Annotated in this window: 11 protein-coding genes and 2 pseudogenes; 3 read left to right on the top strand and 10 right to left on the bottom strand. The window is 63.2% G+C overall.

Going from position 1 to position 13,241, the window contains the following annotated elements; all coding sequences use genetic code 11:
* Positions 1-454: 454 nt before the first annotated feature.
* The 9 genes and pseudogenes from BAY1663_RS00800 to gspG all read right to left on the bottom strand — a co-directional run bounded on the left by BAY1663_RS00800 (position 455) and on the right by gspG (position 10,978).
* A complete protein-coding gene (locus BAY1663_RS00800) occupies positions 455-1,609 on the bottom strand; it encodes a substrate-binding domain-containing protein (RefSeq protein ID WP_037037101.1) in 1,155 nt (384 codons plus the stop codon).
* Positions 1,610-2,381: 772 nt separating this feature from the next.
* The gene (locus BAY1663_RS00795; protein ID WP_037037098.1) at positions 2,382-2,678 is read right to left on the bottom strand and encodes a hypothetical protein; all 297 of its coding nucleotides are present in this window, start codon (positions 2,676-2,678) and stop codon (positions 2,382-2,384) included.
* 129 nt (positions 2,679-2,807) lie between these two features.
* Positions 2,808-4,021 (bottom strand): annotated as a pseudogene (gene gspF / locus BAY1663_RS00790) (type II secretion system inner membrane protein GspF).
* On the bottom strand, positions 4,021-5,436 hold the full coding sequence (gene gspE, locus BAY1663_RS00785; protein WP_037037095.1) for a type II secretion system ATPase GspE: 1,416 nt from the start codon (positions 5,434-5,436) through the stop codon (positions 4,021-4,023). The pseudogene gspF and the gene gspE overlap by 1 nt, the downstream one beginning before the upstream one ends.
* Positions 5,433-7,789, bottom strand: a pseudogene (gene gspD, locus BAY1663_RS00780) (type II secretion system secretin GspD). The gene gspE and the pseudogene gspD overlap by 4 nt, the downstream one beginning before the upstream one ends.
* Positions 7,786-8,361 carry a type II secretion system protein GspM gene (gene gspM / locus BAY1663_RS00775; protein WP_051497044.1) on the bottom strand — a complete coding sequence of 192 codons (576 nt, stop codon included), beginning with the start codon at positions 8,359-8,361 and terminating at the stop codon, positions 7,786-7,788. Before gspM ends, gspD begins: the two are co-directional and overlap by 4 nt.
* Positions 8,354-9,541, bottom strand: a complete 1,188-nt coding sequence (gspL, locus tag BAY1663_RS00770; RefSeq protein WP_037037093.1) for a type II secretion system protein GspL — start codon at positions 9,539-9,541, stop codon at positions 8,354-8,356. The genes gspM and gspL overlap by 8 nt, the downstream gene beginning before the upstream one ends.
* The gene (gene gspK, locus BAY1663_RS00765) at positions 9,538-10,482 is read right to left on the bottom strand and encodes a type II secretion system minor pseudopilin GspK (RefSeq protein WP_128576003.1); all 945 of its coding nucleotides are present in this window, start codon (positions 10,480-10,482) and stop codon (positions 9,538-9,540) included. The genes gspL and gspK overlap by 4 nt, the downstream gene beginning before the upstream one ends.
* A gap of 46 nt (positions 10,483-10,528) precedes the next feature.
* The gene (gspG, locus tag BAY1663_RS00760) at positions 10,529-10,978 is read right to left on the bottom strand and encodes a type II secretion system major pseudopilin GspG (protein WP_037037088.1); all 450 of its coding nucleotides are present in this window, start codon (positions 10,976-10,978) and stop codon (positions 10,529-10,531) included.
* Positions 10,979-11,197: 219 nt separating this feature from the next.
* Between gspG and gspI the strand changes: the two genes are divergently transcribed.
* Positions 11,198-11,593 carry a type II secretion system minor pseudopilin GspI gene (gene gspI, locus BAY1663_RS00755; protein ID WP_037037085.1) on the top strand — a complete coding sequence of 132 codons (396 nt, stop codon included), beginning with the start codon at positions 11,198-11,200 and terminating at the stop codon, positions 11,591-11,593.
* A 4-nt stretch (positions 11,594-11,597) separates the two neighbouring features.
* On the opposite strand, the gene BAY1663_RS00750 is transcribed toward gspI, so the two are convergent.
* Positions 11,598-12,029 (bottom strand): type II secretion system protein N, encoded by a 432-nt coding sequence (locus BAY1663_RS00750; protein WP_128576001.1) that lies wholly within the window; start codon positions 12,027-12,029, stop codon positions 11,598-11,600.
* Between the two features lie 66 nt (positions 12,030-12,095).
* On the opposite strand from BAY1663_RS00750, the gene BAY1663_RS00745 reads away from it, so the two are divergent.
* Both BAY1663_RS00745 and BAY1663_RS00740 read left to right on the top strand, forming a co-directional pair.
* Positions 12,096-12,563: a GspH/FimT family pseudopilin gene (locus BAY1663_RS00745; RefSeq protein ID WP_051497043.1), complete on the top strand. Its 468-nt coding sequence runs from the start codon at positions 12,096-12,098 to the stop codon at positions 12,561-12,563.
* Positions 12,564-12,586: 23 nt separating this feature from the next.
* Positions 12,587-13,201, top strand: a complete 615-nt coding sequence (locus tag BAY1663_RS00740; protein WP_037037200.1) for a type II secretion system protein GspJ — start codon at positions 12,587-12,589, stop codon at positions 13,199-13,201.
* The last annotated feature ends 40 nt before the right edge of the window (positions 13,202-13,241 follow it).

Raw genomic sequence — 13,241 nt, 5'->3', positions numbered from 1 at the left:
CGCCGCTTTTGTGGAAGGCCGCGCCCGTTCCCGACGGGCTTGCGGCATTCACCACATCCCTGTGGATTGCCCGACCTCGGGGCGATGCTTTTAGGCTTCAGGCCTTTGGCAGGCCTGCGGCCTGCAATCGCCGCGAGGGCGCGCCTCCCACCGGGTCCGCAGGGGGCTTTGCTGCTTTTGTGGGCCCGACTCCGGGGCGATGCTTTTCAGCCTGTTCGCTCTCGCTCGTCGCCTGTAGCCAGCTCCACCACCATGGCGGGTTGCAACCCTCCCCTACATGGCTGCATGCCCCTGTAGGAGCGAGCTTGGTCGCGATCAGCTACCCGCAAGCCGGTGGAAAACGCGTTGCGGTTTTCCACCCTACGCAGCCGAAATTCCACGCATAAAAAACCGACAACGACCGAAGCCGTTGCCGGTTTTTGCTACAGGCCTGGCGGCCACTAAAACCCGAAGGTTACAGCGGACGACCAATGCCGTTGCAGACGCTGGTGTTGCCGACATCCAGGCCGTTGCCGGTCTGATTGGTGACGAAGTTGTTGCGAACAACGGCTTTCCAGGCGGTCGGCAGCGGAATCAACGAGTGAGCCGAGATGGCGGCATCGTTGCTGGCGGCCGGGTTGGCGTTGTAGTGACGGGCCAGGAAGTCACGGATATTGGCGAGATCGCCCCCTGCCGCGGTGTCCTGGTAGCACTGGCTGAAGATCAGGTTGGTGACACCAACAATGGAGTAGCCCGCACTCGGGTTGGCGAGTTGAGCGGCAGGGGCCCAAGCCAGCGGATCGCCGGCAGCGCCACCGACAGGAAGGGAAATGCTGTTCAGCGCAGCCACGACGTTGACTTCGCTGGGCAGCAGACCATTGACACGGGCGACTTCAGCCGGATTGTCGAAATCGACCTTGTCGGGGCTGACATAACCGATGGCACCGTCAATGGCGTTGACCTGAGCGACCACGCCGTTGCTGCCGTTGCCGCCGACATAGGTCGAGCCTGCCGGTGGATTCTGAAGATCGATATCGAACGCAGCCAAGAAGTTATTGCTGACATTCACAACAGCGGTGTCATCAACTGCATGCAGGTGGTTGACAAAGATTTCGGTGGTGCCGCTGCCATCGATGCGATAGACGACGGTGATGGGACGAGGGCCAGTAATACCCAGATCAAGACTTTCATCGCTCCAGTCGGTAATACGGCCGGCAAAGATATCTGCCAGTTGCTGGCTGGTCAGGTCCAGTTCCGAAAGACCGGCAACATTGAACGGCACGGTGACCGAAGTGGCGGCCGACGGAAGCTGTACCAGCGGGCCGTACAAGGCAGCACTTTGGCTGTTGTAGCCGCTGAGTTCGGACTGGGAAACGATCGAGTCGCTGCCAGCGTAGTCGACGGTAGCGCCCGGTTGACCGAACAGGCTGCCGTTGTTGTTGAAGAAGGCATTCTTGCCGGTGCCGCTGCCGGTACCAACGTAAGGAGTGAAGCCGGACGACAGCACGCCGGACTGCTGATACAGCTCCTCGGGCAGCGTGGCGCCGCCACCGACGACGGCCGCCATGGCCTGGGCGGAGCAGAGGCCGGCTACGGCCAGTGATGCGGCGATCATATTGCGCTTGAACATGAAGAATCTCCTTTTTCATCGTTACGAACGTTGAGTGAGTCGCTCTTGCATGACTGTGGCGCTCGGCCTGGGCGCTTTTCAGTGCCGGTCGTGGTGGAGGCCACGGGTAGGAGATTGGCAAGGAGGGGTTACATTCCAGGGAAAAAAGCTCGGGAGATATCTCGCCTCAAAGCGATATTTTCTCTGGAGTTTTTGTAATTTAACCGCATGATCACTGCAAAAAATTCGCCTTTTCTCTTGGGCCGCTTTGCGCACCCAGACAACACTCAGCGCACGAAATGGGCCCACTCAGGCAGCCCCTTCGCCATGTGGCGGGACTAAGCGGAGAAATACGATACGGGCTGTGGCCCCTGCCCTTTCTTCATCCAGGATCGGGGCCGGCAGGCGATTCCAGTGGCAATGCTCTGGAGTTCTGCCGATGCGAGGATCGGGAGGAGCGGAAACCGCACTCGTTTCCCGACGAACGGTCGTTCCGTTCGAAAAGCTTTCGTTGCTCCCCTGAAGCGAACCGCTACCAATATCCGACTTGGCCTAAGGTTGGGACATTGCAATACCGGAGATGCCCGCCACTTACGTCCAAGGGATCGGCAATTGCGACTGGACCTTACTTCAGCAGACTCAGAAGGACAGCTAGCCAGCAGGGACTAGCCGCATGCAGCGGTTGCAGCCTGCTGCATGTGACCCAGATAGTCGGAAAAGCAGTTCCCGCACACATGGACCGTGCTTCCGAGAGCATTTTTGGTGCGGAACCTCGGCGGCAGGTCGTCCGGGCTCAGCAGATCTGAGATCTGCTGCCATCCTGGTCAATGCCGTGCAGCACCGAACCGAGTAACACCCGGCGTCGGTGGGGCGTAATCGGCGGGTTGCAACCCACCCTACGCCCCGCCTGCTGCCTGGGCAATCTCGCCGCAGGCTGTTGCGGAAGCGGGTGAGGCGCCTGCAGACGCGCCTGTAGACGCTGAACGAAGGCCTTGGCCTGGGCCTCGGTTGTGAAGCGCACCTCGTGGCCGCCGAGCCGAACCTTGCAACCGGCCTCGCCCGAGAGATTTTCGATATCGATCTTCATCATGTGGTCCAACCATATTCGTGATGGGTTGTGCCAGGTGTCCTGACGTTATCGAACGAAGGGGACGGTATCGTCCTCGCCGCGAAGTGTGCCTAGCGGTTCGTGGTCCGTCCAGACCGGTGCGCTTGCATGTCACGCCTGCACCAGCTGGTTGATTTCGATGATCGGCAACAAGACGGCCATGACGATCAGCAGCACGACCCCACCCATGACGACGATCATGAGGGGTTCGAGCAATGCGGTCATGCTCATGGCCCGACGCTCGATGTCGCGAGACAGGGTCTGCGCGGCGCGTTCGAGCAGCGGCGGCAAAGAGCCGGTTTTTCACCACTGGCGATTAGATGAATGAGTACCGGCGGGAAGAGCTTTTCGGCGCGCAGCGCGGTGGCCAGCGATACGCCTTCGCGCACGCGGGCAGTGGCCTCGGCCACGCTGCGGTCGAGGCGGTCGTTGGCAAGGGTCTGGCGGGCGGCGTCGAGAGCACGCAATAGCGGTACGCCGGCGCTACCGAGGATGGCCAGGGTGGAGGCGAATCGTGCGGTGTTGACCCCGAGCACGAAGCGCCCGACCAGCGGCAAGCGAAGAATGCGGCCATGCCAGGCCAGGCGCGCTTCGGCATTGCGCAGATAGAGGCGCCATGCCCAGAACGCGCCGGCCAGGGCAATGAAGCACAGCCAGCCCCAGGCACGGACGAAATCGCTGGCGGTGAGCATGACCAGGGTCAGGGTAGGCAAGTCCTGGCGGGCCTGGGAGAAGGCGCTGACGACCTGGGGCACCACGTAGCCGAGCAGGAAGATCACGATGGCGATCGAAACGACTCCGACCACCGCCGGGTAGATGAAGGCGGTGAGTATCTTGCCTTGCAGGCTGTTGCGCTCCTCGATGTAGTCGGCCAGGCGCTCCATGACCTGGGCCAGGTCGCCGGACTCCTCACCTGCGGCAATCAGTGCCCGGTAGATTTCCGGAAAATCACGCGGGCGCGCGGCCAGGGCATCGGCCAACCGCATGCCGCCACGCACGTCGCCACGGATGGCGCTCAGCGTACGCGCGATATGAGGGCGCTCGGCTTGCTCCACTGTGGCGCTCAGAGCGGCCTCCAGCGGAAGGCTGGAACCAAGCAGGCTGGCCAGTTGACGGGTAGTCCAAGCCAGGTCACCGCTGGAAAGCCTGGGCGCGAACAAGCCTGTAGCCTGGGCCAGGCCACCGCCGTCGTCGGCCTGAACGTCCAGCGGCGTCAGCCCGAGGGTTCGCAATTGGGCCAGGGCGGCATGGGGGCTGTCCGCTTCGAGATGGCCGGTGATGAGCTTGCCGGTGCTGTCGGCGGCTTCGTAGCGAAAAGTGATCATCATGCATCCCGGGTGACGCGCAGGACTTCTTCGGCCGAGGTCGCGCCGCTGCGCACCCAGCGCTCGCCATCCTCACGCATGTCGAGCATACCGGCCGCGCGTGCGGCGGCACGCAGGGCCTGTTCAGCTGCCCCCTGGTGGATCAGGTGGCGGACTTCATCGTCGATGCGGAACAATTCATGGATGCCGGTACGCCCACTGTAGCCGGTGTGGTTGCAGACCTGGCAGCCCTGCGGCCGCCAGGTGCCGGTGGCGGCATCCGGCTGGCGACAGTGCGGGCAGAGCCGGCGCACCAGCCGCTGGGCCAGAACCCCGAGCATGGAGGATGCCAGCAGGAAAGGCTCGACGCCCATGTCCACCAGCCGGGTGACGGCCGAAACCGAGTCATTGGTATGCAGGGTGGCAAGCACCAGGTGGCCGGTCAGGGAAGCCTGCACGGCTATCTGCGCGGTTTCCAGGTCGCGGATTTCACCGATCATGATGACGTCCGGATCCTGGCGGAGGATGGCGCGCAGGGCCAGGGCGAAGGTCATGTCGATCTTGGCATTGACCTGGACCTGGCTGATGCCGGGCAGATCGTACTCGACCGGGTCCTCGACGGTGAGGATGTTGCTGGTGCTGGCGTCCAGTCGGGCCAGGGCGGCATAGAGCGTGGTGGTCTTGCCGCTGCCGGTAGGCCCGGTGACCAGGACGATACCGTGGGGCTGGCGTATCAACTGGTCGAGCTGAGCGAGGATGGCGGCATCCATGCCGAGGGTTTCCAATTGCAGGCGCCCGGCCTGTTTGTCCAGCAAGCGCATGACTACACGTTCGCCGTGGCCGGTGGGAATGGTGGACACGCGGATATCGATAGGCCGCCCGGCGACGCGCAGGGCGATACGGCCATCCTGGGGCAGGCGTTTCTCGGCGATGTCCAATTGCGCCATGATCTTGATGCGCGAAACCAACGCTCCGTGCAGTGCCTTGCGCGGGGAGACCACGTCACGCAACGTGCCGTCGACCCTATAGCGCACCACCGAATGGCTTTCGAACGGTTCGATGTGGATGTCGCTGGCTTCGTCACGCGCGGCCTGGGTCAGGAGTGCGTTGATCATGCGGATCACCGGCGCACCATCCTGGGCATCGAGCAGATCGGTGACTTCGGGAATGTCCTGCATCAGACGGTCGAGGTCGACTTCGCTCTGCGCGGCCCCGACCACGGCGGCGGCGCTGCCAGTATCGGAGTAGGCGCTGGCCAGGAGCAGATCCAGTTGCTCGTCGGCGACCTGCTCGATAGGCAAGCCTCCTTGCCGACGCTGAACTTCGATGATCGCCCAGCCCGGCGTGGAAGGGCTGACGGTGAGTACCTCACCCTCCTCGCCTCTGCGCACCAGGACCCGTTGGGCCTTGGCCCAGGCGTAAGGCAGGTCGTTCATGGCTGCTGCTCACCGGCTTGCAGCGGCACGGCGCGTATGGGCGCGCGCACGGATGCCGCCGACGGTTCGCCGGGAATCGCAAGGGCGGCAGGAGGCAGCGTCGGTGCGCTCATGTCGGGCAACGCCCAGTTTCGCTCGGGCCGCAGGCTTTCTTGAGCCCGGCGAATGAAGTCGTAGCGGTTGAGGGTGATGCCGCGCCCCACGTCCCGATCGCGAATGATGTAGGGCCGCAGGAAAACCATGAGGTTGGTCTTGGTGCGCTGACGACGCTCGTAGCGAAACAACACGCCGAGCCCCGGTATGCGGGAAAGGCCGGGTATGGCTTCGGTACCCTGGGTGAAGCCATCCTGCAGCAGGCCGCCGAGCACCATGATCTGGCCGTCGTCGAGCAGGATGCTGGTGTCGATGGCACGCTTGCTGGTGACGGTCCCCGCCTCGTTGGAGGCCCGCTGGTCGACACTACTGACCTCCTGGTAGATGTCCAGCTTGACGGTGCCACCTTCGGATATCTGGGGGCGGACGTTGAGCTTGAGGCCCACTTCTTCGCGCTGGATGGTCTGGAACGGGTTGTTGCTGGTTCCGCCGCCGTCGGTGACGTACTGGCCGCTGACGAAGGGGATGGTCTGGCCGACGAAAATGCTGGCCAGCTCGTTGTCCAGCGTCAGGATGTTGGGCGTGGACAGGACGTTGGTGCCGCCCTTGCTCTTCAAGGCTCGGGCCAGGACCTTGAGGTCGAGGATCTCCCGATTCCGGGGATGCTCACGGTGCCGTCCACCACACCCACACTCAGCCCTGGCGGCAGTACGTCGAGGCTCGAATCGCCAGCGCTCAGGCCGCTGCCGCCGAGGTTGGCACCGCCGATCCAGCCATTCCCTCCCAGATTGCCGGCCTGCCACTGGATGCCGAACTCGCTGGCATCGTCTTCGCTGACTTCGACGATGAGGCTTTCGATGACCACTTGGGCACGGCGCTGGTCGAGCAGGTCGATGACCTCACGCAGGCTGCGGTAGAGAGGGTCCGGAGCCGAAATGAGCAGGGTATTGGTGGTGGCATCGGCCTGTACCGTGACGCCCGCTGCGGAGAACGCGGAGCCCTGGGTATTGCTCAGTCCCATGGACTGCCCTCCTCCCCCAGGCGACGCGGCACCGCTTCCCTGTGCACTCGTGCCGGAGCTGCGGCTCCCCTGGTTGGCAGTGCCGGTCGCACCGCTGGTGCCTTGCATGCCATTGCTGCTGAGCATCGCCCTGGCGCCATCGCCTTCGAGGTAGGTGCTGTCGCTTTCTCCGGTGAGCAGCCCCCGTAATGCCTGTGCCAGGGTCACGGCCTGGGCATTGCGCAGGTAGACGACGTGCAGGTTGCCGGTGCTGCCTTGGGCGTTGTCGAGCTTATGGATCAAGTCACGGGCGATGTGGGTACGTTCGGGGCTGCTGGCGCGCACGATAATGGTATTGGATCGTGGCTCGCCCAGGACGACGATCTTCTGCGTCGGATCGTTGCCCTGCGCGTCCAGCAGTTCGGAAACGACGGCAGCAATGTCGGCGGCGATGCCATTCTGGATCGGCACGACGTCGGTATCGATGGCGCCCGGCGTATCGATGTCGGCAATGATCCGGGCGATACGCTCGAGGTTGTCCGCGTAGTCGGTGACCACGACGGTGTTGTTGCCCGGGTAGGCGTTGATCGGATTGTTGGGCGATACGATCGGGCGCAGCACGGGAATCAGGTTCACCGCGTTCTCGTATTGCAGGCGGAAGGTGCGGGTCATCATCCCGTTGGCGGCGGCTTCGTCGGCACCGTACACAGGTCCACCGAGCAGTTTTGCGTCCGCCTCGGGGACGACATGGCTGATGCCGGCCACATCGACGATGGTGAAGCCCTGCATGCGCAAGGCCCCCAGCAGCATGTCGAAGGCCTGGTGCGCCGGTACTTCACCTTCGGAAACCAGGGTCAGTTGGCCCTTGACTCGCGGATCGGCCAGGAACTGCCGGCCAGTGGAGCGAGACAGGGCACGCAACACGGCCTGCAGATCGGCTTCGACGAAGTTGAGCCGGACGGGTTGGTCTCCCAATGGTGGAACACCATCGGTGCGGGCGGTAGTTCCGCGTGCAGTCGTGCCAGGGCTGGTCGAGCCAGCTACCCTCTCTTGCCTGGCCTTCGTGGCTGGTGATACTTCCTCGCGGCGAGGACGCTCCACCGCTCCGCCCAGGTTGGAGATGAGCGGTTGGCCAACCTCACTGACTACCGGCTCCATCCGCTCCTGACCTGGGCTGCTACAGCCGCTCAACAACAGTGTCATGACCGCGGCCACCAGACGCTGCTGAAGGTGTCCGGCTTCGATATCCGTATGCCTCATCGGGATTCCTTAGCGGTTTGCGCGGGTTCCAGGCGAACGTCTCCAGAGACTGTCGCAATCGGGTCATTGGTATTGCTGGTGTCGGCGCGATGAAGGTGCGCCTCGGTGATGGTCAGTTGCAACGACGGAGCGGTGTGTTGCAGCCATGCCATGAGGGGGACGGCCGGTGCCTCGATGAACAGGACCCGAACCAGTTCGGGAGAGCTTTCCGCAGTTGCTGCCAATCGGTAGTGGCCGCCAAGGGGACTGGCGTCGAGGCTTTGCCGCAGACGCTGCGACAGGTCGGAGGGGGTGCCGGTGGCTGGCGCCATGTCCCGTAATACCTCCTCCAATGCAGCGGACTGGCTACGCAAGCGCGGCAGCTCCCCCTGCCAATAGGCAATCTTGCCGAGAGGCGGCTCGATCAGGCCAAACCAGGAAAACAGCAGAGCCAGGCCCAGAGTAGCGATCTTCAAAACCCGACGCTCGCGCTCAGCCAGACGCTGCCAATGGGCAACGAGTTGGCTGCGCCGGTTCCGCCAGCGCGCCAGCTGGAGGTCGACGAAGCCAGATTGGCGCAGGCGATCACTCATCGGGCATCTCCTCCGGCAGGCTGGCGATGAACGACTCCCCTGCCTTCACCTGCAGCCGCCAGCCGTTCGGGGTATCGGTGACATCCAGGCCCGCTTGCGCCAACGCTGCGTGCCAGTCGTCACCAGGAGGCTTGCTCGCATCCTGCAGGAGAATCAGTTGTAACGCCGAGTCGTCGAAGGTCAGCTCCTTCACGCTGCCGGCAATGAAAGGCATGGCCTCGGCCGTTACCTGTACGAGGCGGCCGAAGCTGGTCGCGGCCATCTCCGTGTCACCGGCAAGCCGCAGGTCGCGCTGCTGCCTGGCTTGCTGCAAGGGATTGAGGATGACGGGGAGCTCCGGAAACACCTGCTGAACGCGCGTCGTCATCCGCGCCTGGAGAGCCTTGCCCTGCCCTTCCAGCCGGCTGGCGTGCAGGTTCAGGCCGCTCACCCAGACCAACAGCGCAAGAATGCAGCAGGCCAGGGGCTTGCCCCAGCTTCGGGCTTCCCCGCCGGGTACGATATTGCCGCCCTGCCAACCCCATGACGGCGCCGGGCCAGTCCAACGCAGGCTTGCAGCGCCCTGTGCACTGTCGGCCAGTCCGGGACGCTCGAGGGGAGCGTCTCCCAGCCAGAGCAGATCGCAACCCGTTGGAAGGTCGCCCAACCGCTCCAATGCGACGTCGGGAAGTGGATGCACCCACCCCGATTCGATGCCATTACGCACCACCAGATAGCCGTCCCATAGGCAGGCGCACCACTGGCTGCTCTCTACAGGGAGGAAAAACGGCGCTGCGTACAAGCCCCGTATCTTCAGGCCGTGGCGTATCAGCAGGCGGGACAGGCCATCCAGTTTTTCACGTTCGACCCAGCCCATCGTCAGCCATCCCGCTTCCGCCCTCGGACCGTGGGCGATATGCATCGACTGACTACCGCCGAGGATCAGTGGCTCGATCGCACAGCGAACCGCCGCGGACAGGCGTGCCACGGGTAGCGGCGGAAATTCGAGTTCGGCAAGCAGGCTATCGCATGGGTGCAGGACCATTTCGACGGAACGCCCCTTGGCCTTCCGGGCCAGTATTGCCAGGACGTCCCGCCCCTCACGTTCGATGTTGCCCTGCCGGTCCAGCAAGGAGAAGGGCAACGGCGTCTCGGCGTGCAGTTCGTCCAGAGGCGCCAGGGCTACGCGCAGCAGGCTCATGCCCCCGTCCTCGACCAGATGACGCGAGGGCGTTGCTCCTCGTTTCTATGAAGCAGGGCATCGAGAGTGACGAGCCGCTCCCCCGAAAGGGCCTGCCCATGGACCAGGAACCAGTTACTGGTGATACCAATCCTGATACTGGTCATTTCCCGGTCGGGCATCCTCAGGCGATTGACGAAATCGCCCCGGTTGATGAACCAGCGTCCCTGGTCCCGTTCGACCAGGAGGCCTTGAGCCTGTTGCAGCGACAACCCCGGTACGTGGGCCGCGACCACTTCTGCACGCGCGGTATTGCCGTTGATCCAGGTATTGGCCGGTAGAATGGTGACGTAGGGCCGCAAGCGTTCCAGGATGCCGTCGTCGATGCCTTTGAGGTTGCGCAGATCGCCGAGCACCCGCAGCATCGGCCGTCTGGGGGCCCGAGGTTCGCGCGAAGCGTTCGGCGAGGTGATTCTTGCGCTGGAGAAAGCACCCGTTACGTCAGGCTGATCATCAACGGGGTCGGGCAGAAGAACATAGCTTTCGGCCACGCGCTGGACGATACGGTGTGCCAGCGCGGCGTTCAGACCAAGCATCTGGCACAGGCGCTCGAAACTAGCGACCTCCTCCATGGACACCCGACCGTCGCGTACCAGATTGCGCAGGTTGAACTTGCCCTGCTCGTCTTCGATCCAGAACTCGAAGGTGTCGCCGCGCGCGTTCGCGGCGTTCACCCGAACGGGCTGAGCCCATGGTTGATCCAACTTGGTCAGTGGATCTTCGAAGCGAACCTGCCAGAGCCTCTGCCGGCTCAGCTCGAGAGCACCGCGAAGCAGCCAACCTCCCTGTACCCGGGATTGCTCGGCCTGCACCGTGCGGGTGAACACCGCCTGGCGGGAGACGATCTGCGCAGCGATGACGGCAACCACTGTGACGATCAGCAAGGCGCTGATTACCGCCATTCCAGACTGCCTCGGCGGATGACCCACTATCTTTTCCATGATCGGGCTAGAGCTGCCAGGAGCCGATATCCGAATTGACACCTTCACCATTCGGCTGGCCATCGGCTCCCAGCGTGAAGACGTCGATCTCGCCGTTGGCGCCCGGGTTCAGGTACTGGTAGGGCTTGCCCCATGGGTCTTTGGGCAGCCGTTCGAGATAAGGGCGCCAGTTGGCTGCGGAAATTCCCGCGGGCCGCTCGACAAGCGCCGCTAGCCCCTGGCTCATGCTCGGGTAATACCCCTGGTCGAGACGGTAAAGATTCAATGCCTGCATCAACCCGCCAATATCCTGCCTGGCGGCGGTAGCCCGTGCCTGGTCGGGACGATCCAGAACCTTGGGCACGACCATGGCGGCAAGAATGCCGAGGATAACCACCACCACCATGATTTCGATGAGCGTAAAACCCCGCTGCTCGCAACGGCCTCGCGGAAAAGAGCTGTACTGTGCGTCATCCATCTCGACACCTCTTGGCTTGATTCCGGGTCCGCGGCGGATTGTTTCAAGGGCAGATGTCATTGATGTGGAAAATCCTCGGGAGATCGCAAGCGAGGGCTCCCGCCTACAGGCACGGACGTGCGCCATGTCGGGCGCACCGATTTCCTCCCGAGTATTTGTCAGCAATCGGTCAGGTAGCGTGGATAGCCTGTCTCCCTGCCTCTATCCGGCCATTAAACGATGCACAGGAATCCTTGCCCGCGGCAGCTGGGCTTCACGCTGATCGAGGTACTGGTCGCGCTGGCCATCGTGGCTATCGCGATGTCAGCTGCTGTCCGCGCTGTCGGCCTGATGACCAGCAGCAATGCTCTGCTGCGCGACAAGTCCCTCGCGTTGCTCGCGGCGGAGAGCAGGATGGCCGAAATTCGACTGGCAGGTCCTGCGGCGAATGGGGCTAGAAGCGCGCCCTGCGATCAAGGGCGGCTGGAGCTGGTCTGCGAGGAGATCCTTGCGCCGACGGAAGCACCGACGCTGGTTCGCATCATCGTCAATGTGCGCGAACGCGCGGGCGAAGGCCCGCCACTGGCACGACTGGAAAGCCTGTTGAGCCGTCAGCCGGCAAAGGGCCGGCCATGAAGGATCAGGGTTTCACGAGGCTGGGCATCTGCAGGCCGGTAGGTAGGTCGGCCATGGCCACCCGCAGTTGTGTACCGGCCTGCTCTACGACCACGGCATCCGCCTCGATAACCTGTAGGCTCGCCCCTCGGGAAAGGATGTCGCCTACCAGGTATGCCTGTGCCGGAGCATCGTTGATCGAGAGAATGGCAACAGCGCCCTGGCTGGTGGCCAACAGCCCCGACACCTTGATTTCCAGGCGTGGAGGTGTTTGCGCGAACCATTGGGCAGCAGCGCCTTCGGTTGCAGCTTCCTTCGCTACCGGGGACGGCTCGGAGCCATGTTGTGGGGCGGGCGTGAAGAGCAGCACGCCCCAGGTAACAACGCCACCCAGCGCAGCCAGCAGCGCCAGCCACTGGACCGCTAGCGGCATATGCGAAACGTCCAGACGTGGCATCGATCAAGCACTCCTTGGTTCCCGCCCCCATCCTACGGATCAATTCGCACGTTTTTATTTCAGCGAATGCCTTCGTCGCGCCCAACAGTCAACGCCTTCGGGCAAAGCGGTAGCTTGGGATTCACCTTGGTGGAGCTGTTGGTGGTACTGGTCATCGTCGGCATCGCCAGTGCCGCCATCGGCCTTAGCTCGCGACCGGACCCCGCGCGGCTGTTGCGAGAGGATGCTGAGCGGCTGGCACTATTGCTGGAAGTGGCCCAGAGCGAGGCGCAGATCGACGGGCAGCAGATTCTCTGGCTAGCCGACGGCAACGGCTATCGCTTCATGCGCCGGGACAACCGACGCCCCATCGACAATCCACTGCTGCAACCCAGGGAATGGCGGGCGGCGCCGGTGGATATCCGCACCACACCCCGGGAAGGAGTGGTCATGAATGCGGAGTGGATAGGTGAACCGATGAGGATCCGACTGTCGGACGGCCACAGCACACTGGAAATCGAGCGTAGCCCAACCGGCCGGATACATCTGCGATGAACACCTATCCCGTGGGATATGCGATGCGAAAGGCGGCTGGCTTCACACTCATCGAAGTGATGGTGGCGATCATGCTGATGGCCATCGTCAGTATGATCGCTTGGCGCGGGCTGGATGGTATAGCTCGTGCCAGAGCGCACCTGGAAGACTCCACCGAACACACTGCGCAGCTGTTGCGGGTACTGAACCAGCTCAAGCGTGACTTTGACATGCGCGCGACCACGGAGCTCATGGAGTCGGTCGATGATCGGGAAAAACCGCTCGAGAAAGGCCTAGCGTTGCCGGTAGCGGTGAAAGTGCAACGGGACGGCCCAGGCTCGCCAAAGCTGGAGCTGATACGCAACGCGGCGGACCAGACCGGCACCTTGCAACGAGTGCGCTGGTGGGTCGATGGCGATACGCTCTATCGTGCCTCGGCCCAACCGCGGGAACGCTACCCCCTACCTGCGCCACGCGATGCCGTAGCGGTGCTGGAGAAACTGGTGAAATTCAGTATTCGTATCTGGCAACCGGGCAAAGGGTGGCGCACAGTCTCGTCGACGGAATTGAACGATCCCACCGGAGTGGAGCTTCGCCTGACACGTCGAGGAAGCCAGGGGGATGAGAATTATCGCTTGGTGGTGAGCCTGGAGGATTGATCGGGCATACACGAGTGAACTGCTCGTGATCGGCCTCTCG

Origin of the sequence: Pseudomonas sp. BAY1663, assembly GCF_000582595.1 — a bacterium.
GTDB classification, from domain to species: domain Bacteria; phylum Pseudomonadota; class Gammaproteobacteria; order Pseudomonadales; family Pseudomonadaceae; genus Stutzerimonas; species Stutzerimonas stutzeri_AF.
The sequence above is the reverse complement of the archived record's forward strand: the minus strand, read 5'-3'. Positions and strand labels throughout refer to the sequence as shown.